The following is a 21,966-nucleotide window of genomic DNA, read 5'->3' as shown; positions in this document are numbered from 1 at the left end:
TTATTCCGCTGAGCAGAAAGGGTTGTTCCTGAGGAATTCCAGGTATTCTCCGTAAATCTCGGCGACTTTCCTGAAGACATCCCTGATGCGGCAGATTTCGTCGCTCAGCATGAAGGAGCGGTATCCCATCAGGTGGAGCATATGGAGGTCGGCGAGGTCGCCCATCGCGGGGGTGTCCTTTTCATAGAGCGAGGTGAGGAGCCTGGAAGCGGCGATTGCCTGCGGGTCCTGCGAGACGAGGTAATAGAGGGCCGGGAGCATCTGCACCTTCTCTTCTCCAAGGTTGATATAGAGGTCGTCGCGGGCTGCCATGAGGCGCACGCAGTGACGGTATGAGGGGTAATCACGCTCGACAAAGTCAATGCCCCGCTTGGATTCTATCTTGGCGATAATCTCGGCATCGGGATCAAGGGAAAGGAGCTCTTCAATGTCCTCCCTCCTCTCCACGAAGGAGAGCATGTAGCGGTGGAGGCCCAGGCTCTTTGCCGCCTCGATGTAAGCCCTGTCCTGCTCGGTGAGGAATCCCTCGATGCGCAGCGACGGGTCAAGGATATTGACGGGCTCGCCGGCGCCCACGGTGCGAAGGGGCCTCTCGGCCAGGATGAGCCTGGTGCCGTTCACGACGCTCTCTATGTCTGCCACGCAGTCCTTGAAATAGAGCTTTGTCGGCATATTCACCGTGATTGGATGGCTTATTTCCACGTAGTCATAGGGCAGGTAGGAGAACTTCGTGATACGCAGCTGCCGGCACTTCAGGTCAATCCAGAGGGGCTTTTCGCCGGCAAGCTCGAGGAGCTGCTCGACGACGGTGATAATCTCCACGTCAATGGGCATCACGGTATTATAGCGAAGCTGGTCCACCACGGGGCTCCTCACTATGTCATGGCGGTACCTTGGCAGGAGGGGAAGCGTCGCAATGAGCATTACTTTTTGTCCTTCTTCACCGGCACCGGAAGCCGGCCCTTCACGGTGACCTTCACGAGGGCAAGGCTTTCGTGGTACTGGGACAGGGAATTCTCCACGTCCTTGAGGCGCCTGGTTGACTGTCCCCGGTCTTTCATATCCTTGAGGTAAGTATCGAGGCTTCTTGAGCCGCTCGTGAGGGCTACGGCTCCGAGCATCACGTCTATTATGGCCTTGGGATCATTGAGCATGAGGATCCTTTCGCCAAGGACGTCTTTCCACTGCTTGAGAATCTTGCCTTCCATGCCGTCGTATTCGTAGCGCTTGTGGATCAGAAACACGTTGAACTTGTTCCTGAGCTGCTCGAAGACCTTTCTGCTCTCCAGCTTTTCAATGCTGTCGCCGAAAAGATTTTTTACCTGCGAGGGCTCGATATGAGGGTAAAATCCCTCGTCACCGGTGATGAAAAGGAATGAGAGCTCCGGTTTGCTAAGGATGCAGTGGTGGAGATAATAGTACGCCATGAGCTCGTAGGACTCCATGTTCTGTCCGCCGCCGCCTGCTTCAAGGAACACCCTGGAGAGGTAGTCGTCAAGCTCGCGGCTCTGAGAAAAGTTGCAGACCTGGATCGGTGCCCTGTCGGTATAAGCGTCGCCGACGGCGGCGAAGCTTATTGCCGGATCTGTGAGGTATCCCTGCTTCTCGACCTCACCGAAGAAGAGGGGGAGCTTGTCGTAGATGGTCTTGCTCCAGTCACCCATCGAGCCTGTGACGTCAAAGATGCACACGATGGGGTTCTTGTGGAAGCAGTCAATCTCGCGGCATTTCCTGGCGCCGGGGTACTTCGGGAGGAGGTCATCGTCAACACCTGACCGGCTGATGACGGTGTCGGAAATATCGGAGAAAGCCCTGTTGCTGCTTGTGCTTATCACATCACGGTCGTAGCAGGAACCGCCCATACTTTGCCACCCTCTTTCCTCTGGTTTTACGTGTATTCAATACCCCTCCGGGCTTCACAGCGCGAAGGGATAGAATTCATGGCGCGCCCCGAAGACCTCCAGGCGAAGATCCGAGATTCTCCCGTACATATTCCAGGCGTCGTTGGCTCTCTGCACAGGGTTTTTGGTAAGAAACTCCTTGATAAATCTTGCGATTCTCCTGTCCACGTGGTGCGGTACCGTGTCACCTCTTGCATCACCGCCCAGAAGGTATATCATGGACTTCCCGAGGGCATACATATCGGCAGCCGGATGGGGTTTTGCTTTCGAGGCAAAGGAGGTGAGCTCGGGAGCGGCAAAGTCCTTGTGGGCTGCTTTCATCTTGTCGCTTCCATCGGGATGAACGAGGCTGTGGAGAAAATCAATCAGAAACACGTTATGGTCCCGGGGCCTCACAATGATGTTCCCGGGATGTATGTTGCAGTGCAGCACGGCGTTGTAATGCATGAATCCCAGCACGGAAAGGAGGCGCTCCATTATCCAGCACACGTGCCTGTCAGGGACGCCGTCAGGATATTTCTGCCTTATGGACGTGAGGTCGGCGCCTTCAATAAACCTTGAAATCACCGCCTTCTTTTTCTCTTCAGGCATGATGAAATGATCGATGAACTGCGGAAGAGACTGGTGCGTGAGGAGCCTGAGCACCTGGATCTCGTTCTCAATGAGGTGGTTTTCCGAGGGCAATGCTATGATCTTGATGACGGCCTGCTTGAAGGGGAGAATCTTGTCCTCGGGATCATCATACTCGGCATGGTAGATGTCGCATTTCTCCCCTTCGGCAAAGTGTCTCGTGACCCTGTACTCCCTGAGGGACGTGGTGATGATGCACTCGGAAGCCTCGTGGGCCTGATCGATGGGCTGGCCGTATGTCCCCTTTTCAATCTTTTTCTCGGCATCGGTGCGGAGAGAATTGATGAGCTTGGTCACGATGCCGGCAAGATGCTGCTCTTCGCTCCCCGAGGGGAAGAGGTCGGGATGGTAGAGTTTCACAAGGTATTTGAACGCATTGGAGAGGGTCTTGTACCGGGTCTCGTTGTCTTCTCCGAGGTCGCCGAAGAGCTCCTCGGGATGCTCGAAATGGCATATCCTGTCATGAAATTCCTTGATGGTCTCCTGGGAGCTCATTCCTTCTTATTATGCCCGGCCTTTCTCTCTTTACTCAACAATTTATCTTAAGCTCCTTCTTTTTCCTTCAAAAGGGGAAATATTGGCCATATAAAATAAGGACCCCCGGGGTTTTGATGCTCCGGGGGGGATGTGTGCTGATTAATAACGGTCGGCCGCTTCAGGGCTTGATGGTCCCAAGCTCGCTTTTCGCCCTCCTGAGGGCATCGGCGGCGTAATTGATGTTCTGGAGGGTGTCGCGCATGTCCATATCGGCCCTGCGCATGGTGCTCTCCGCCGAATTAAGGTCGTTACCGGTGCGCTGAGAAGTTGAGGCAAGGCTGTAACCCGCATGGGAGACATTTTTGCCGGGGCCGTCCATCTTGATGGTCATTATATCGGAGCTTATCCACGTGAGATCGCTCTCTGCCCTGTCCACGTCCCTGTCGGTGTCGTGGATGTCGCGGTCTGAATCCTTGCCGCCCCGCTGGGCCTGGGCTATGTCATTTTTCGCCTTGCGCAGGTGGGTGAGCACGCTCGAGTACGTGGGGCCCTCGGACTGGAGCTCCCGCTCGAGGCGCTCGACCTTGCTGTATGACGAGGCAAGCGAGTCATTTGAGCGGTCCACCCTGCTGTCGGCATCGTTGACTCCTCTTCCCGCCGAGCCAGTCTCCCTCTTCGCGTCGGAGAAGTACATGTCCAGCATGAAGCCTTCATTGCTCATATCTGTCTTGTCATTGTCCATCTGGACCCGGCGGAGGGAGAAATCGGCTCTCCTGAGGGCAGATTCAGCGTTCCTCACGCTGTATCCCGCGTTGTTGAGTCCTGACTTTGCCCAGTCCATTGAGCTTGTCGCGTCAGAGAGAAGGGAGAGGGCTTCATCGATAGTCCTTCCGGGATCGATCAGCAGATTTTCCTTGCCGGGATCGATCCCGGGCTTCTGCATAACCTGAGCGTCCTCTTTTGTGAAGGAATCCGCAGGCGGTCCGGCTTCCTGTTCCTTCTCCAGGGGCGGCTTGAAAGCCTTGAGGGGCTGCGGTGCTCCCGCGGAAATCCTCGGCTCCAGAGGGTTTGTCTGCATGGCGTGTCCTCCCGTTCCCTGACGGAAAATTCTGCCCAGGTCTCCCTCAGGCACTGCCAGGTACTCTCCATTATAGCACCTGAAGGGTGCCGGTGCTATGAACGAATCGTTAACTTTTTTCAAAAAAAAGACCGGGCCTTGCCGGCACCGGTCGTATATCAATGGGATCGCAGACTTTGTTACGCGGCCTGGTCCTGGAGCCAGCCCTCGGTCTGGACATCATCGGCGGCGATTGAGATGTCAAGGTAGTCGCCGCTGGCGTTTTCCTGGGGATTGATGGTCTGGGTCACGGTGCCGTCACCGCTCTTGGAGGTGACGGTATAGCTCCCGTCGTCATTCCTCTTGATGGTGGAGGTCCTGTTGACCTGATACTCCTCACCGTTGTCCATCGTGAACTCTTTGCCGTTAATCTTCAGCACCCCGTTCTCACCGTCGGCATCGAAGGAGAGCTTGTCGGCATCCCTTCCGAAGCCCGTGGTGATAGTGGCGTTGGTGGTCACTGCCGTATTTGCGTTGCCTCCCCACTGTTCTGTCGTGGTGTCCAGCTGGAAGCCCTCGCCTTCGAGCATTGTCCTGGTGCCGATTTCCTGGTTGTCAAAAGAGGTGCTCACGTCTTCGCCGTCGATCTCGCCGTCAATGGTGAAGTGGGGATCACCCGTGATTGATGCCGTGAAGTCCTCCTCCTCGGTGCCCACGCCGTAGTCTTCGCCGAAGCCCTCGAAGGGACGGGGCCTGAAACCGAAGCCACTGCCGTAGTCATTGCCGTAATTGTCGCCGTTGTAGATATTGATGATGTTGTTGATGATGTCAAGCGAGTTGCTGAAGCCTATATCTGAGCCGAAGCCGTTATTCCCGTAAAGGTTCGAATAGTCGCCGTAGCCTGACCAGCCGTTTGACTGGCCGGAATAGTCATTGGAGCTGCCCCACCCTTCAAGGCCGGAAAAGCCCAGGTTCGAGCCGAAGCCGTAATTCCCGAAGAGGCTCGAGTAGTCGCCGAAGCCGGAGTTCCCGAAAAGTCCCGAGCTGCTGCCGAGCCCGTTCATGCCGCTGCCCCATCCGTCAAGGCCCGAGAAGCCCATAGGCATGCCGAAACCCATCGGTGACCCGAAGCTGCCGAGTCCCGAGCCGAGACCTGACTGTGAGCTCTGGCCCATATTCGCGAAGAGCCCCGCGAGCATTATGAGATCCATCATCGTGGGTCCCTGGTTGGCGCTGGCGTAGTTGTTGCCGTATCCGAGCAGGCCGGAATAATCTGAGCCGACATTGTTGAAATATGAGCCGGAGCTCCCGTTGACAAGTATCTGATTCACTGTGATTCCTGACATTTTTTTTCTCCTCCTTTATGTTTCTGCAACCCTCTGGCTCCATGATAAGCCACCCCTTCCATGGAAATCTCAAAAGTGCCTCAAAAAAAACTCAAATCTGTAACGGCCACGTTAATTTTTGGCGCAGCGGGGATAATTTTCCGGTACCTGGTGCGGTACCATCGATGAAGGTATGGTCTCACGGAGGCTCGAATGTACCAATGAAAAGCAGCATTGAAAGGATTTCTTATGGGAAAGGAAGAGCGGAGATCCGAAAAGAGAAGGGAAAAGAGAAAGCAGACCCAGCAAAAAGAGAAGGTAAGCCTCTTACCCCGCCCTGAAGAAGCCTCTCAAGAGGAAGCAGTGAAAGACGCGGCCCCTGAAGAGCCACAGGTGCCGCCGCCGGAGAAGGATTCGCCCCGGCCCGGGAAACCCGCGCTAAAAAGGCCGAAGGAGCCTTCCGCGCCGCCTGTAAGCGCCTGCTATGTGGACTACGAGAACCTCTTCTATGGCGTGAAGAAGCAGTCCTATACCTTGAATGTGCCCCGGCTGGTGAGGGGCCTTAACAGGATCACCCGCGGCATGGGGGGAGAAGGGTTCTTCAAGACAGCCGTCTATGCCAACTGGGACGCCCTTGTGCCTGAGCACCGCCGCGCCCAGGATGACTGGGCGCTTGTAGGGTGGCGTACCGTGGCGGTGCCGTCAAAGGAAGACTACTGGAGCGGCAGGCCTGTCAAGAACCTCGTGGATTTTGTCATGAGCCTCGATATCGTGGAAGATGCCCATGTGACGCCCATCAGCCATTTTTTCATACTCTCGGGGGACAATGACTTTGTCGAGGCCATAGAGCGCGTCAGGCGCCTTGGGAAGAAATCCGTAGTGATGTCGCTGCAGCCGAACCTCTCCTTCCGCCTCCAGGAGGCTGCCGACGAGTTCGTGATCCTGAACATCGAGGAGATCACCGGCAGTGAGCCTCCTCCCATAGATACCTATGGCCGGGGCAGGATTGTACCCCGCCTTTCATTGAAAAAGCGGCAGGGTGAATCAGTCGATCATTTCCAGGCCCTCAGGATGGCCATTGAAGAGGCACAGCGCGATCAGAACACCCCCTCTGTCCCCTGGAGCGTCGTGAGAGACGAGTATTTTCTCAGGGTCGTCAGCATGACCGTTGAGGAGGCCAACAGGTTTCTCGAGATGGTGAGCGGGGCAGGATATGTGGAGGCAGCAAGGCGCTCCGTCGCCGGCATCGGCGCAGTGCTTTACATAAAGCTCTCGAAGATATGAAGGGAGCCGGCTCACTTACCGGGGGCCTTCGTCAAGCTTTCCTCCCTGCACGAGGTGGGGCTTTTTTTCCACCACTCTCAGGAATGCTTCCACGAGCCGGGGGTCAAAATGGGTCCCCCCGCATTTTCTGAGCTCGGCCACGGCTTCCTCCACACCCATCCCTTTGCGGTAGGGACGATCTGAGACCATCGCATCATAGGCATCGGTGATACAGACTATCCTCGCCGCCAGAGGTGTCTCTTCGCCCGCGAGGCCGTCAGGATATCCTTTCCCGTCCCATTTCTCATGGTGGTGCCGTGCCACGGGCAGCACATGGGCGAGGGAGGCGATGGGCTTCAGAATGGCTTCCCCGATGACGGGGTGCTGCTTGAGAACCTGGAACTCCTCGTCGGTGAGGCGTCCCGGCTTGTAGAGGATGCTGTCGGGAATCTTCACCTTTCCTATGTCATGGAGAAAGCTGCAGTTCTTCAGGTCAAGAATCCCTATATACCAGGAGAGACGGTCTTTCACCCGCGGCGGCGCGCTGTCAAGCTCAAGACCCACCTGGCCGATGTCATGAAAGCGGGCGCCGTCCTCAATGGTCTTGAGCTGGTCCTCGTCGGTTATTCCTATCTCCTGTGCCAGCGCTACTGAAAGGCCGATCACTCTCGATGAATGCTCGAAAGTGAAAGTGCTCGAGGCCTTCATGAGGAGATAGATAAGCTTTGCCGCCATCTCGTCGCCAGTCCACTCCTCGCCCGCCGATTTTTTTATCACGGACTCGATGCAGGTGGCGGCGTTTCTGGACGCCTGGGAGACCTGCTCGTTCTTCAGCTCAAGCTCCGTCCTGTTGTCAATGGCTGTCTCAACGAGTGCCTTCTCGCCGGCCTCTTCCGGGGTGCCCTGGTCCGGGAGGACAGGTACCTGGAGCACTGCCGGCTCTTTCTCCGCAGGTACACTCTTGATGGCCCTGACGGTGAGGCCCCTGGCCTCTGACTCCTCTTCGCGGCCTTCGCCGCCGGAATTGCCGGACTCTCTTTCATTGCCGGTGTTCTTCTCCTCCCTTGTCACCTTCTGGACCGATCCGGCGGTGCTTCTGTCGATGAAAACAGGGGTGCGGAATTTCTCGGCGACGGCCTTGAAGCGGGCGAGGTGCTCTTCAGTGACGGCAGCCGGGAAGGCGGCCACCATGGGGCTCTGGAAGAGGAGAATGCGGGATATGGAGCTTATGGCTTTGATAGAGGCCGTTGAGCGTCTGCCGATGGAGAGCGGTGCCTGCTCCTTCTCCCTTGCGGAGGCTTTTTTCTCAACAAGGGGCTTTTCCCTCGAGGGGACGGGGGCCGGGGAAGGCTTTCCAGGTGCTCTTGTCCCTGAAAGGGCCGCCTTTTCCTCGAGGCCCCTCTGTGCCCGGAGCGCGGGAGCGGCAGGCCTTGTTTCAATGTCCCCGGGGTGCGGAGGCGCTTTCTCCCTTCCGGGGGAAGGCACATCAAGGGCATTCTTTACGGGTATGCCTGTCATTCCTGGTCTTGGCGGGGGTAGCTCAGAGACTGCAGCCTGGCTCAGGCTTTTTACGGCTTTTGCTGCAGTCTTTTCGGCGCCCCCGATATTTGGAGCTCCCGGTAAATCACCTCTCATGCGCAGCGGTTCGCTGCCTGGCATTGGTTTCACCGGGTGCCGTGCTTCGCCGGGATTCATGGTAACCTTCAGGGGCTCACGGATTATGGCCTGAAATGCCTCTTTCCTTGCGTCAATGCGGGGAGTCTCTGTTTTCCGGAGCCTGTCCAGAGGAGGGGCTTCCCGTGAAGGCACTGCGGCCCCAGGGATTTTCGGAGTGATGGCCTGAACTTCTGCGGTGCCTCTTTCGCCTGCCGTGATGGAATTGCGCCCCTGGAAAGGGAGAGTGCCGGTGGCCTGTGAAGCTGTTGCCTGAAAAGGCTCCCGGGCCTGCGCTGAAGGGGAATCCGCCGGTCGCTGCTTCAATGCATCTCCGGGCGGGATGAGAGGCGTCCGGGAGAGCGTTTCAGGCAAGCCGTTCATTGCCGCTCCCGCAGATTCAAACGGACGTTTCTGGAGGCGGAATCGAGACTCCTTGCTCTCTCCGGCAGTGTGCGGATTCTGAAGCACTTGCCGATTACTCTCCCGGGGATTTTGAATGGCTTGAGAGGCCCTGGTGACACCTGGAAGGCTCTGCATGGGCATCTTGATAAAGGCGGCGTCATTCTGGCCGCCGGGCCTTGGCAAGCTTTCCGGGGGTAATGGCGCCACGGGCTTTGGCCTCAGGGGCTCCTGCTTTTCCGCCGGAGCGGGGGGAGCAAAAGTAAGGCCAGGTTTCCGGGCCGGCACACCATTCTTGGCCGACACACCTTTCGGGGAGATCGCAGCATGCGCTCCCAGGGCTTCGGGGGCTTTTTTCACAGGCACTGGCGTTCCTTTTGCCTGAAAGGGAGGGGCTGCAAAAGACCTTTCGGCTCTTTGAGAAGCCTCCTTCACTGTTCCCGGCGCCGGGTGCTTTATCGGCACCGGAGCGGGGTGGAATTCCCGGCAAGGTGTTTCAGGCTGCCGGGATTCCTTGCTACCGCTTCCGCCATTCTCTTTCGCGGCAGTTGCTGTTCTGGTAAGGCCTTCTCCCTGACCCTCTCTTTTCAGCGGCGCTGCCTGCGCGGTCTTGGGTACCTGGTCCCCGCCCTGAGAGGGCGTCTGCCGCTTTTCCCGGCTATTCTCCCCTCGTCTTTCACGGCCCGCCGTCTTCTGAAAGGGAACCTGCGCCATTATCTGCGAGGCCATTTTCTCGTCCTGCGAGATGAGGAGGGAGCGCGCCGAGGTCCCTCTCTGCCTGATTGAAGCCTCGGCCTTCTCGAGGGGCGACCCCCCGCTTTTCTGCTGCAGCAGGTTTTTCGCGGCAGGTTGTCTCTCGGACTGGCGGCCGAGCCTTTCAGCGCTTTTTTCAAACCTGTCATGGACTTTTCTGCAGGCCTTCCATGCCTTCTCATCAACGATTGCCCCAAGGTGCTCGACGGCTGACCTTGTTTTTTCACCTACAAGAGTGGTAATCTCATCTTTATCGTTGAGCGTGGCCGCCGGTTCAACGCTTTCTGCCTCTGTTCCCCCGGGGGAGAGGCCCTCTCTCTCCATCTCCTCTATTATTTTTCCAATATCAGACGCTCCTTCGTCAAGATAGAAGGTAAGGTCTCTCTCGAGGCCGGAAAGATCCCTCTCCATGCGGGCCTGGGTTATCTGCACGTCACTTTCGAGACGCAGCGCATCTGGAGTGCGCCTCTCGTCTGACTCGACAAAGCCGCGGTACACTCCATCGAGACGGGAGTTCGCCATCTTTCTCTCCCCTGCCTGGTCATCGGAGGAAGGGACCGTACCTGGTGGCTGCGTCGAACGCAGGAAGGGAAGGGCCGCATTTCTCTGTCCTGAGGGCTGTGAAGGCGGTCTGCGGGTTTCTCCGGAATTTTCTCCCTGTATCCGTAAAAGCTCCATAGAATTCCTCCCGTGACCACTATCACGACAGGGTGTTACAAATTCCTGCAAATTATGTTAAATAGCGGTGAACTTTCTTAAACTTTTGTTAAAAGAATAAATTTTTCGTTCACACGGGCCGGCGATTCATGAGGGGATAAAAGCGCATGGGAAAATGTGATCCCCTGTTTTTGCCGTGAAACTTGAGGGGATCCCCTTTTTTGTGCTATAATTGGAGCGATGCAAGATGAAAATCTTTGAGAGACAGTCGATGGTGAAAGCTCTCCGTCAAAAGTCGAGGGACCATGGGATTGCTATTCCTACGGCACTTTTCGTCGTGATGGCGATTTTTTTTCTCGTCACGGCAACGATTACCCTGGTGAACCAGAATATCAACTTCACCCGGTACACCCATCTGAAAACCAGGGCCTACTTTCTGGCCAAGGGCGCCGCAAACAGGTTCTACAAGGATCTTGCCGAGACGCCGTCGTACGAGTCGGCCCATACTGGCTTCGCCAATGCCGCCACCGAGCAGCCTTCGCCCGATGAGCAGCTCTTGGCCTGGATTGAGCCCCATCCCACCTTGAGCAATATTCTCTATATACACGGCCGCGGCGTCATGAGCCCCGGGAGCCCCCAGGCCATAAGCCAGGATTATGAACTCATCGTGAACAGGGAAATCAATTGTGACAGTATCACTTTTGCGGTCCGCTCCCTGAGCGGACCCGACATAATATACTACAAGCAGGGGAGCAGCGACTGGGTTGCCCTCGATCCCTTCGTCAAGAAAATGTATGATAATAATTTCACCTACGAGGAGGCAACCGGCGCCAGATCAGGCGATTACGCGTCAAATATGCGCTTCGCCTGCGGGGACAACAAGGGCAATCTCTATGCCGTGTGGGGCAGGAGCGGCCCTGACACGATATACCGTTACAATTTCACCACAACCCCGCCGACCTGCGATGCCATAAAGCCGCCAAGCCTCGTGACCTACAATTCCCTGGGCGAAAAAAAGGTCTATGACAGGCCTGTTGACAGCATTGACGACATGATCACCGACGGGAAAAAAAACCTCTATCTCCGCGATAGCCGGTCGGGCGTCGATACCATCTACCGCCTGGACCTCAACAGCATTGAGAGCAATCCGGCCGATGCCTCGTGGAGCGTCCTCCCCCCCGCGCTGATCAAATATTACGATTACTATGGTGCTCTCCACTGGGGGACAACCTATGCCGGGAATCTCACTGATATCGCAGCCAGCGAGTCGGGGGGGCTTTATGCCAGATATGCGAGAGACGGAATAGACACCCTTTACCGCTACAAGGAATACCAGGTGGGGGCGGAGACGAAGGGCCAGTGGGAGGTCCTGGACAAGGTGCCTTATAAATACTACCGCTATGAATCAGGGAAGCTCAACCTCTATGAGCCGCCGAGAACCTACGTGGGCAATGTATCCTGCCTGTCCTGCAGCGCCGATGGAACGCTCTACGGCCGTTATGCGAGGGAAGGTGTTGACACGATTTACCGCTTTTCGGGGACAAGGGATCCCGGGTACGGCAACTGGAGAAAGGTCGTGAAAGGCACGTGGGACACCATTGAGCCCCCCACCCAGGACTTTTATGCTTCCCTGACTCTTCCTCCCGGGGAATTTGATGACGGGATCGACACCGATCCCGACCCGCCCCCGAGAAACAACGTAGGCAGGACTGCCATTGACGGAGAAGGAAAGCTCAGCATGAAATTCTACGGCGATGGAGGGCCTGACGCTGTGATAAGGCTCCTGGACGATCAGAAATTCACTTACGAGAAATTTAATCCCATCCCCGTGACACGGTTCAAGTGGGAGGCCGGAGCCTATAAGAAAGAGGAGCGCTATGGCGCCACCGGCCGCTTGTATGAAAAGAAAATCAATGATCTCGGAGCCGGGGGAGTTCCCAGGAACACCGTCCAATACCGCTATGTGCACAAATCAGACTACTAAGCGGAGCAGGGGCTTTACCCTTGCAGAGATCATGGTCTGCCTGCTGCTCCTCACCATCGCAGTGATGGGCCTTGTGAGCACCCAGATATACTCGCTGAAAGCCACGGGAGGAAACAAATACCGTCACCTGGCAAGCGTGATAGCCTACCGCGTCATGAGCGAGAAGGAAAAGGCCCTCCGCACCGATTTTTCGGTATCAGCCGCCCACAGCAGGAGCGATGTGCCAGGTGAAGAGGGCTTTCAATACGAGGTCCTCGAGGAGGCGCCGGGGACCAGCATCAAAAAGGTCACTGTCAAGGTGTACTGGACAGAAGGAACGGAGCTGAAGAGCTATTCCCTCTGGACTTATCTCTATGACTATTGAAGAAGGATCATTATGAGGCTCAGCCTGGCAAGAATCCGTTTTCTGCGGGGGCTCTCGCTGGTCGAGACAACAGTTGCCGTTGCGGTGTTCATGGGCATCCTGGTTACGGTGATCCTGATTCACCACTCCAGCGCCACGGCCTTCCAGAAGACCCAGGTGGAGGGGAACACCTACCGCATGGCGATGCTTGCCGTGGAGCAGGTGAAAACGGAGCTCCATGGCTCTGTCGTTTCTGACGTGAAGTCCGATGAAATAACGTACCAGGTACCCAATGTTTCGGGCGGCCATGTGGAAGTGGACAGCTCTGGATATATTATCTACGACGCCGATGAAGCGAAGCTCACCTCGCAGGCTTCGGGAGGAAACCGCTACCTTGTGCGGATATGGAAGGGAGAGACGAAGCGCCTTGCCTGCATAGGAAATGGCGGCGCCGTCGCCTTTTCAAAGCCCGAGGAGAGGATGCTGGAAGTGGTTGTTACAGCCGCCGTCACCGGCCAGGGCACAAAGGAAAAGGAGAGCACCTACAAGGCCGCTGAAAGGTTCTTTCTCTCAAACCAGCTCCACTAGCTACAATGTCTGGATGAGCTGGAAGACGGGAAGAAATGCCGCAAGCACTATAAATCCCACGACAAACCCCATTATGAAAAGCATGCAAGGCTCGAGGACCTTGATGAAATCTTGAAGGGCAAGCTCGCTCTGGAATTCCTGGAGAGCGGCATACTGATCGAGGAGATCGCTCACCTCGCCGGTGGCTTCCCCTGCGGCAACGATGCTTATAAGCATCCGGGGGAACACGGGATGCTGCGCGAGAGCCTCTGAAAAGCTCATCCCATCTTGCGAGATATTCCTCAGCACATCGGCCAGGCCTGCGTCGAGGAGGTAGTAGCCTGTGGTGCCCATGCAGATCGTTTTCAGGGAGAGCGCGATGTTTCCCGTGCTCCTTATCAGGACAGCCAGCGTGCGGCTCAGGCGTTCAATCACTATGGTCCTGAAGTAATGGCCCATGAGGGGGGAATCATAGATGAGGCGCTGGAAGTGGATTTTTCCCAGGGGCGTCCTGAAAAAGGGCACAATCAAAAGCAGAGCGACAAGAAGGGTGGCCAGGCCTGCAAGGATCATCGAGGGGCGGGTGACGGCCATCAGAGTCCTGGTCAGCCCGGGTATCTGGGCGCCGCTCTGCAGGAACACCGCGTTGAACTGGGGCACCATGTAGAAGACCATGAAGGCCACCATTGCGAAGGAAAGAAGAAGGATGCAGCAGGGGTAGGTGAGGGCCTGGGTTATCTGGAGGCGCTTTCTCTCCTCCTTGAAAAGGAATTGAGCGAGCCTCGCGAAGGCTCCGGCGAGCTTTCCTGTTTTTTCATTGATCCGCACCACGTTGACGAAAAAGGGGGGAAAGGCCTCGGGAAGGCTTGCGAGGGCTTGTGAGAGCGATGAGCCCGAGATTATCTTCCCCTTCAGGTGAAGCACTGCCTCGTTAAGCTCAGGGTCCGAAGTGGCAGTGAGCGTCTCAAGGGCTGAGGCAATATTGATTCCCACGTCGAGCATCAAGCCGAACTGGAGGGCGAATATGCCAAGGGAGCGCGGGGTGAGCCTGCGAAGATGGTTGGGCCTTTCCACGGTTTCTCTCCGGGATCTGAACTTATTTGGGAGGTTCCTTCACCGACTCTTTCAGCACTATTACCACGTAATCACCGAGGAGCTTCGCTTCCTGGCCGGAGAGGGCAATGAAGGAGATGCCCGTAAGCCAGACCTTGTTATATGAAGAGTATTTCTTCCTTACCACCTTGCCCAGCAGAAGCAGGGAGGCAAGCTTCCCGTAGGGTCCAATCCGGATCTTGAGTTCCTCGTGCATGGGAACCTCGTTGAGTCCTGCAAGAAGCATTCCCCCCAGGCCGATATTCTGCGCGATTCCCTTCTGCCAGCTATTTTTCAGCTCGTACTGGATGGGGAGCTTCGAGCTTGCCCTCACGTCCTTTCTCTTCTGGAACGATGACCCGGCGTTGAAGCCGAACTTGTTGAGGAGGAAGGTGACCCAGGATTTTCCGATATTCTCCTCGGTCTCGCAGTATTTTACCCCGATATAGAAGACCTTGTCATCGGGCTTTTTCTTGCACCAGCGCACTTCAACGGTCACCTTGTCCACTTCGAACTTGGTGATGGTGTGAAGTCCCTGGCCTTTGAGGACCCTTATGCCGATTTTCTCCCCTCTATGCAGAGCCTTTGCTGATTCCAGCCTCATGCCGGTGACGCCGACTTCGACTATCTTGCCGGTAAGGGCGCTGTCCTCGGACTTATAGAAGGCCGCATCAATTGCGCAGCGGATCCGGGGTGACGACCTTTTCTCCTGCAGCAGGCCTTTTGAGGGAGGGATGATGACCTCGATAATCCTTGAGAAGAGCTCCATTTGGGGGTCCCCACCTTTCAATGAGAGTTGTCACAAGGCACCCTATTAACCATCTATCACCACAATATTCCTCATCATGGTATTTCCTCCTTTTAAATCGACAATTTTTATTGGAGCATCCCCCCTTGCAGGGACAGGAAGCCCGGGCGCGCCAGTTGAAGAGAGAGGAAGGCTGTGATATACTCAAGAGTAAGACTGACGACATCATCAGCATGATGGTATAAGGTGCGTCAGTACATAATCGGCAGGGAAGCAGTGTGAGGTGGTTTTCTTGAGAGACCTGGTGAGAAAAGCAGATTTCCTGTCAAAGCTCTTGCCCGTGTGCCTTGTTTTTCTCCTTCTTTTCCCCATGGGAAGGAAGACATGGGCGGTAACAGAGGGCATGGCATCCTGGACTGCCGAGTACGTGGCGTACATGAGAGCCCTTGCGGCCCTCGATCCCGATGAGAAAATAAGAAATCCTGATTCCATGGCGGGAAAGTTCATCCACCCAGATTTCTGGGCCACGGTCCCCGGTCTTTCCCTTGATTTTCCCGAAGCGAGGAGAACTATCGATGTCTGGAAGGTGGCCGTCTATTACTACGTGAATGCAAGGACGAAGCATATTGACGCCCTTCTCAGGGAGGCTGTCGCCGGGGGGGCCACTCAGGTGGTGATCCTGGGCGCCGGATATGACAGCCGGGCTTACCGTTTCCACAGTGAGATGCCCCAGGTGACCTTTTTCGAGGTTGACCTGCCGGAGACCCAGGCAGCAAAAAAGAAGAAAGTAACTGAGCTGCTGGGAGCCCCGCCTTCCTGGGTCTCCTTTGCGCCCATCGATTTCAACAAGGATACTCTGGAGAGCGTGCTGGCCAGGCAGGGCTTCAGGAAGGATGTTGTCTCTTTCTTCATATGGGAGGGAGTGAGTTTTTATATATCTGCCGAGGGTGTTGAGAGCACCCTCAGGTGTATCTCCAGAGAATCAGCCCCCGGGAGCACTCTGGTCTTTGACTACGTGCTTTCGCCGGTCATCAGAGGCGATTACCGCTATTACCGTGCACGGGCCGCCGCAGAAGTCGTCGCCGAGAAGGGTGAGCCTTTTACCTTCGGCATAGATGAAGGCCAGGCAGGGCATTACCTCAATCTCCAGGGCCTTGCCCTTGTCTATGACCTGGGCCCTCCTGAGCTGACATCACGGTATCTCAGCAGAAGCGACGGCCGTCCCGATGGCAAGATGTCGGGCTTTTTCAGGATTGCCTCCGCTGCGGTGCCAAAACCCGGCGAGCGTGGGGCTCTGATCAGCAAAGCCCTTCTTTCCCGCGGGAAAACCGCTCACCCGGAAGAGCGCCAGGCCCTTGAGCCCCCCCGGGATATAGGAGCCTTTCTTGACGAATATTGCGCCGCCCTCTCGAAGCACGATGTTTCGGCCGTCATGAGCTCTTACTCGGACAGCTACCTGGACGGCGGTGAAGACAAGCTCGCCATTCAGCTTTTCTGGGATCACAGCCTTATGAGGCCCTCATACAGGGCAATGAAAGGCGTGCGTATCTTTCTTACGAGGTGCGAGGTGAAAGGCGACAGGGCTGAAATCAATGGCTACATCAGAAGCTCCATAGGTCTTGACCCCCTCACCATTGATCCCGATGAGCCGGCGGTGATTGTCAGGGAGCAGGGCAGGTGGAAATGGTACGGCAACCAGAGGAAGGGTCCTTCTTGAAGCCCTCCCGGGCGGCCTGTCCAAATGTTAACATTTTGTTAACCCTCTTTTGCACTCTCATGATATTGAATACTGCCGCAGGGGCGGTATAATCATGGATGGGGGAACTCTCATTTCAAGGGAGGCAGACTGTGGAAATAGGAACAGGACCATCCGTTCAAGGGTTTTCTCCATTGCCGCGGAAGGCATCGGACGCTGCCGCGAAGCCTGAAGGCCAGGCTTCTGTTGAAGACAGGGTTGCTCTTGGCTCCACGCCTGACGATTGTCCCAGGGTGACGGGCACCATAGGTGCAGCCGTGGGGGCCATCACGGGCCGTGCCGCCCTGCTTCCGTCCCTTGGCGTGGCGGGCGCAACGGCTCTGGCGGCATCAGTGATTGGCCTCGGCCCCGTAGGCTTGATAGCGGCTGGCGTGGCCGGTCTCGGCCTGGGGATTTACACAGAGGCAAAGCTCAAGGCAGGCAGGGTCCTCGGGGGAATGATCGGCGGCACGATAGGCTCAGCACTGGGCCATGTCGCTCAGAAGCTCGGCTTTACGCCATCAGAAAAGCTCGCCGAGGAGACCAGGGGCTTTTCCCTGAAGTCCCTCTTCTCGAAGCTTCAGAACCCCGAATACACAAGCCACAAGCTCATTTCATCCGAGGAAGCCAATGAGATTGCCAAGAACTTGCAGCCCGGCGATCTCCTGCTGGGAAATAATGACGGCAATTTCGGCTTTGAGTTTACCCAGAAGGCCATCGGGGGAAGCGGCGCATGGACCCATATCGGCATTGTGGCCGATGACAAGACGGTGATGGAGGTCATGATACCTACGCTGAACGACAGGCCTCATGTGGTTGATGACAAGAGCCTTGCCGATGTATTCATGGCCCCCGACTCTCACGCCGGCGCAAACGCGAATAACAAGCCTTACATGGAGCGAGATCCCAGGGTTATCATACAGAGGAACCATCACGTCATCATTCTCAGGCCCAATTACAAGGACAGGGAGACCATCCTGAATGTCATCAAGACCGGCAAGCAGCACAAGAACGTGGAGTACGACAAGTTCTTCAACCTGAGCACCGATGACAAGATGTACTGCACCGAGTTCGCCTACAAAGTCCTCCACAAGGCCGCTCCCGAGATAAGCCTGGAGCCATCATCGTTCCTGGGCTACAGGTTCATCACCGGCGACGAGTTTATCGACTCTCCCGACATAAAGCCCGTGTTTTCCACGGGGAGCAACTTCTGGCATAATTACCTGAGCAAGTTTGATTAGAAAGTCTCCCAGGAGATTGCCTGAGGGAATGCCATTCCGGCCATTCCCTTTTTGATTGCCCGGAGAAAGGAACGGCGCTTCCATGCATCTTACCATAATCGACTGGACGGTGATTATCGGCTATTTCATCTTCAACCTTGCCATAGGCCTGTATTATCACAGGAAGGCCACGGGGAGCGTTGATGATTATTTTGTCTCGGGGCGCAGCGTGGCCTGGTGGCTCGCCGGCACCTCGATGGTGGCCACCACTTTCGCCGCCGACACCCCCCTGGCGGTGACAGGCCTTGTGGCCCGCAACGGCATTGCCGGCAACTGGGTGTGGTGGAGCATGGTGATGAGCGGCATGCTTACCGTTTTTTTCTATGCCAAGCTCTGGAGGCGTGCCGGCGTTCTCACCGACGTGGAGTTCGCGGAAATCCGCTACGCGGGGAAGCCGGCGGCCTTTCTGAGGGGCTTCAGGGCCTTCTACCTGGGAATAATGAATTTTATCGTGATGGGATGGGTAAACCTCGCGATGATAAAGATACTCATGCAGATAATGGCCATCGACAAGCTTCATGCCGTGATCATCTGCATCGGCATAATGGTCCTCACGGCTTCAATCTCCACTCTCTCCGGCCTCTGGGGAGTGCTGGTCATGGACCTTTTCCAGTTCTTCCTCAAGATGTCGATGGTCATTATCCTTGCCGTATTTGCCGTGGACGCCGTGGGGGGGATGGGGGGCCTCATGGAAAAGCTTCACGCCGTTGATCTGGCCAGGAATGCCACGCAGGGCGGCTCCATCACCTCGTTCATCCCCGATCTGAACTCGCCCTGGATGCCCCTTATCACTTTCCTTGTGTATGTTGCCGTGAACTGGTGGGCCACATGGTACCCCGGCTCTGAGCCGGGCGGCGGCGGCTACGTGGCGCAGCGCATTTTTTCAGCAAAGAACGAGAAACACTCCCTTCTTGCCACCCTGTGGTTCAACATAGCCCACTTCGCCCTGAGGCCCTGGCCCTGGATACTGGTGGCCCTTGTGGCGGTCGTGAAATACCAGGGCGACGCCGCCTTTGCGAAAGATCCCGAGTCAGGCTATATAAGGATCATGATAGACTGCCTCCCTGCGTATCTCAGGGGGCTGATGATTGCTGCCTTTGCAGCGGCTTACATGTCCACCATCGGCACGCAGCTTAACACCGGCGCCTCCTATTTCGTCAATGATCTCTACCGGCGCTTCATGGTCAAGGGAAGGGAGGAGCGCCATTATGTCCGTGCCTCCCAGGCCGCCACGGTGGTGATAATGATCATCTCGGCCATCATCTCCTTTTATATGGATTCAATATCGGGGGCGTGGAAATTCCTTATCGCCATCGGCGCCGGCACCGGCCTCGTCTTCATCCTCAGGTGGTTCTGGTGGCGCATCAACGCCTGGAGCGAGGTCTCGGCGATGATCACCGCCTTCATTGTCTCGACGGCGCTCCAGTTCGGCATGGGGCTCTCCGAGACCGATCCCCGTCAATATGCATACCTTGTGCTCATCACCACCGCCGCGACAACGGTGGTATGGATTTCTGTCACCTTCCTCACGAAGCCTGAGCCCGAAGAGGTCCTTCTTGCCTTTTACCGGAAGGTGAGGCCCTCGGCGGCGCTCTGGGGCCCTGTGGCGAAAAAGGCCGAAGATGTCGCTCCCCCCCATGACGAGGTCTTCAGCTTCATGGACTGGATTGCCGGCTGCCTGATGATCTACATGACCCTTTTCGGCGTGGGAAACATCATCTTCGGCAAGACTGCGCTGGGTGTTGTATTCCTTGCCATCGCGGCAGTCTCATTCTGGGTGATAATGAGGGACCTCTCCCGGAGAGGATGGGAAACCCTCGCGCAATAGAGAGCATATATCTTATGGTGAGAGAAACACAGCCTCAGGCAGCCCAGGATTCAGGCAGAAAGAATAACCAGCCCGGCGGCAGGATGGCGCTTCTTGCTCTCGCGGTGCTGGTCTTGCTTGACATCGCGGCCTTTTCCCCTGTCCTTCAAAGCGGCTTCACCAACTGGGACGATGACCGTTATGTCACCAGGAATCCAATGATCAGGGAGCTCTCCGTGCAGAGCGTGAATCGCATTTTCACCACGACAAAATATCATATGTACACCCCTCTTGTGCAGCTTTCATTTGCAGTCGAATACCGGCTCTTCGGGCTCAATCCCGTTCCTTACCATGCAGTCAATCTCGTTCTTCATATTCTGAACAGCCTTCTGGTCTTCTCACTTGTGCTGCTCATCACCGGGGACTTTACCGCAGCATTTGTCGCAGCCCTCCTTTTCTCCCTCTCTCCCCTCCGGGTGCAGTCCGTGGCCTGGATATCAGAGCGAAAAGGTCTTCTCTCAGCCCTCTTTTTTTTCTCTGCCTTTATCTCATATGTATATTATGTGAAAGAACACCGCGTTCTTTACTACCTGCTCTCTCTCTTTCTTTTTATAATGTCTCTTCTTGCAAAACCCCTGGGGGCCCTGCTTCCCTTTGCGCTTGCCCTTTATGATTATTGTATCTGCGGAAGATTCGGCATGCGCCAGTTTCTCCTGAAGCTCCCATACCTCTCAGGATTTGTCTTCGCAGGCGTGATTGCCTGGCTCCACCTGTGGAACTCCGCAGGCCTCAGTGGGCATTATCCTTATCCATTCTCTGTCTTTCAGAGCTTCTTCATCGCGTGTTATCTCTGTCTTTTCTATCTCAGGATTATCATGGTGCCTTTTCATCTTCACGAGATTTATCCGCTCTCCCCGGAAGTGTTTCAGGCGCTTCCTCTGGCGGCGTGGCTCTCCCCGCTGATTCTCCTCGTCATAGTCTTGGGCATACTTCCTTATCTGAGAAGGCTGAAGAGGCACTCACCCCTGCATTATCATCACGTGCTGTTCGGTGTCGTTTTCTTTCTTGTGAATATCTTCCCTCACCTGAGGATTCTGCCGTTAAATGCTACCTCGCTGTTGGCCCTTCGCCATGCCTATATTCCTTCTCTGGGCATTTTCCTCATCGCGGGTGTAGGTCTGTCATCACTTTATCATCTGCAGAAAACAGGCATGCGCAGGGCTCTTTTCACTTCATCCCTCGTCATAGTGATCGTTGTATTTGCCATCTCAAGCCATGTGAGGTGCGGGATTTATAAAGACGGCCTGACCCTCTGGAACCATGTGCTCGGGCACTATCCCCGCTATACGGCGGCTCTCAACAACAAGGGGATTATCTGCCATCAGGCAGGAGACTTTAAGCAGGCTCTCGAGAGCTTTGAAAAAGCGCTGGCGATTAATCCTTTTGATGTGAAGATACGGATCAATCTTGCCAATCTTTGCCGTGACATGCATGATAAAGAGGGTGAAAAGGCACATTTGGATTTCGCGCTTTACTTCATGCCCGATGATCCCCCGGCTTTCTATCACATGGGCAATATCTTCCGTGAGGAGGGCCATTATGACAGGGCTGTAGAAATGTACTCAAGAGCAGTTGAGAGGGAGCCTGGTTACATGAAGCCCTATGTCAACATGGGAAATGTATTCTATGAGCAGGGAGATTGGCCTTCGGCCATGAGAGCTTATGATAAAGCCATTTTATTGTGCGGAAGCCTGTCCGCCATTATTTCCAGGCACGAGAATATCGCTCTTCAGAACCTTGAAGCACCGCATGAGCTCTATGATTACTGCTCATTCATGAAAAAGAACGCCCTGGAAAACCAGAGGGCGGGCGCGAAAAAAGGTGCTCATCCCGTCATTTATCAGAATTGAAGGAGCAGAAGTGCCATAAGAGTTATTTTAAAGGGGCGCTGATGGTAATCATGGTCACTTTTTCATCATTGCCGACGGCGAAATGAATGCCCAGTTTCTGATAATGGAGATGGTACTTGCACGAAGTGTCGGTTGAGTCAAGGCGCTCGTAATCTTTCCCATACTGCTCGATGACTTTTCCTGCGGGACTGCCTACCTGGATACCTTTATCGGTGGCATAAGCAGTATCAAGGTATCTATCTTTGTTTACCTGTATAGATCTTATGGTACTGCCGCTTACCCTGAGAGACATTCCAAGACTCCTGTAGACATAAAGCTGGGGGCCTGCCGAAGCAGTCTTTTCACCCTGGCCCCAGATTTTCTGCGTATCCTTTAGCGGGGA

Annotated in this window: 17 protein-coding genes; 8 read left to right on the top strand and 9 right to left on the bottom strand. The window is 55.6% G+C overall.

Features of this window, described 5'->3' with window-relative positions:
• The 5 genes from RDV48_00325 to RDV48_00305 form a co-directional block, all read right to left on the bottom strand.
• Complete coding sequence (locus RDV48_00325) at window positions 1–924, bottom strand: pyruvate kinase (protein ID MDQ7821213.1); 924 nt, start codon at window positions 922–924, stop codon at window positions 1–3.
• The gene (locus RDV48_00320; GenBank protein ID MDQ7821212.1) at window positions 924–1,862 is read right to left on the bottom strand and encodes a hypothetical protein; all 939 of its coding nucleotides are present in this window, start codon (window positions 1,860–1,862) and stop codon (window positions 924–926) included. Before RDV48_00320 ends, RDV48_00325 begins: the two co-directional genes overlap by 1 nt.
• A 54-nt stretch (window positions 1,863–1,916) precedes the next feature.
• Window positions 1,917–3,026 carry a hypothetical protein gene (locus tag RDV48_00315; GenBank protein ID MDQ7821211.1) on the bottom strand — a complete coding sequence of 370 codons (1,110 nt, stop codon included), beginning with the start codon at window positions 3,024–3,026 and terminating at the stop codon, window positions 1,917–1,919.
• 160 nt (window positions 3,027–3,186) lie between these two features.
• Window positions 3,187–4,086: a hypothetical protein gene (locus RDV48_00310; GenBank protein ID MDQ7821210.1), complete on the bottom strand. Its 900-nt coding sequence runs from the start codon at window positions 4,084–4,086 to the stop codon at window positions 3,187–3,189.
• A 179-nt stretch (window positions 4,087–4,265) separates the two neighbouring features.
• Window positions 4,266–5,411 (bottom strand): hypothetical protein, encoded by a 1,146-nt coding sequence (locus RDV48_00305; GenBank protein ID MDQ7821209.1) that lies wholly within the window; start codon window positions 5,409–5,411, stop codon window positions 4,266–4,268.
• A 342-nt stretch (window positions 5,412–5,753) separates the two neighbouring features.
• Between RDV48_00305 and RDV48_00300 the strand changes: the two genes are divergently transcribed.
• Window positions 5,754–6,674 carry an NYN domain-containing protein gene (locus RDV48_00300; GenBank protein MDQ7821208.1) on the top strand — a complete coding sequence of 307 codons (921 nt, stop codon included), beginning with the start codon at window positions 5,754–5,756 and terminating at the stop codon, window positions 6,672–6,674.
• A gap of 15 nt (window positions 6,675–6,689) precedes the next feature.
• Here the strand turns inward: RDV48_00300 and RDV48_00295 are convergent, their stop codons facing one another.
• Entirely contained in the window at window positions 6,690–9,983 is a 3,294-nt protein-coding gene (locus RDV48_00295; GenBank protein ID MDQ7821207.1) for an HD domain-containing protein, read from the bottom strand.
• A 382-nt stretch (window positions 9,984–10,365) separates the two neighbouring features.
• On the opposite strand from RDV48_00295, the gene RDV48_00290 reads away from it, so the two are divergent.
• The 3 genes from RDV48_00290 to RDV48_00280 are packed head-to-tail and all read left to right on the top strand — an operon-like array spanning window position 10,366 to window position 13,033.
• Window positions 10,366–12,102 (top strand): hypothetical protein, encoded by a 1,737-nt coding sequence (locus tag RDV48_00290; GenBank protein MDQ7821206.1) that lies wholly within the window; start codon window positions 10,366–10,368, stop codon window positions 12,100–12,102.
• Window positions 11,996–12,466, top strand: coding sequence for a prepilin-type N-terminal cleavage/methylation domain-containing protein (locus tag RDV48_00285; GenBank protein ID MDQ7821205.1), 471 nt, complete (start codon window positions 11,996–11,998; stop codon window positions 12,464–12,466). The genes RDV48_00290 and RDV48_00285 overlap by 107 nt, the downstream gene beginning before the upstream one ends.
• A gap of 12 nt (window positions 12,467–12,478) precedes the next feature.
• Window positions 12,479–13,033, top strand: coding sequence for a hypothetical protein (locus tag RDV48_00280; protein MDQ7821204.1), 555 nt, complete (start codon window positions 12,479–12,481; stop codon window positions 13,031–13,033).
• On the opposite strand, the gene RDV48_00275 is transcribed toward RDV48_00280, so the two are convergent.
• On the bottom strand, window positions 13,034–14,086 hold the full coding sequence (locus RDV48_00275) for a type II secretion system F family protein (protein ID MDQ7821203.1): 1,053 nt from the start codon (window positions 14,084–14,086) through the stop codon (window positions 13,034–13,036).
• Between the two features lie 22 nt (window positions 14,087–14,108).
• Window positions 14,109–14,873: a PilZ domain-containing protein gene (locus RDV48_00270; protein MDQ7821202.1), complete on the bottom strand. Its 765-nt coding sequence runs from the start codon at window positions 14,871–14,873 to the stop codon at window positions 14,109–14,111.
• Between the two features lie 271 nt (window positions 14,874–15,144).
• Between RDV48_00270 and RDV48_00265 the strand changes: the two genes are divergently transcribed.
• The 4 genes from RDV48_00265 to RDV48_00250 all read left to right on the top strand — a co-directional run bounded on the left by RDV48_00265 (window position 15,145) and on the right by RDV48_00250 (window position 21,584).
• Window positions 15,145–16,569: an SAM-dependent methyltransferase gene (locus RDV48_00265; protein ID MDQ7821201.1), complete on the top strand. Its 1,425-nt coding sequence runs from the start codon at window positions 15,145–15,147 to the stop codon at window positions 16,567–16,569.
• A 173-nt stretch (window positions 16,570–16,742) separates the two neighbouring features.
• Entirely contained in the window at window positions 16,743–17,828 is a 1,086-nt protein-coding gene (locus RDV48_00260) for a YiiX/YebB-like N1pC/P60 family cysteine hydrolase (GenBank protein ID MDQ7821200.1), read from the top strand.
• An 82-nt stretch (window positions 17,829–17,910) separates the two neighbouring features.
• Window positions 17,911–19,695 (top strand): sodium:solute symporter family protein, encoded by a 1,785-nt coding sequence (locus tag RDV48_00255; protein ID MDQ7821199.1) that lies wholly within the window; start codon window positions 17,911–17,913, stop codon window positions 19,693–19,695.
• A 14-nt stretch (window positions 19,696–19,709) separates the two neighbouring features.
• Window positions 19,710–21,584, top strand: a complete 1,875-nt coding sequence (locus tag RDV48_00250) for a tetratricopeptide repeat protein (protein MDQ7821198.1) — start codon at window positions 19,710–19,712, stop codon at window positions 21,582–21,584.
• Window positions 21,585–21,606: 22 nt separating this feature from the next.
• Here RDV48_00250 and RDV48_00245 read toward each other — a convergent pair whose 3' ends face one another.
• Window positions 21,607–21,876 carry a hypothetical protein gene (locus RDV48_00245; GenBank protein MDQ7821197.1) on the bottom strand — a complete coding sequence of 90 codons (270 nt, stop codon included), beginning with the start codon at window positions 21,874–21,876 and terminating at the stop codon, window positions 21,607–21,609.
• Window positions 21,877–21,966: the final 90 nt, after the last annotated feature.

The organism is Candidatus Eremiobacterota bacterium (assembly GCA_031082125.1).
GTDB lineage: Bacteria > Vulcanimicrobiota > CADAWZ01 > CADAWZ01 > Ess09-12 > Ess09-12.
The sequence above is the reverse complement of the archived record's forward strand: the minus strand, read 5'-3'. Positions and strand labels throughout refer to the sequence as shown.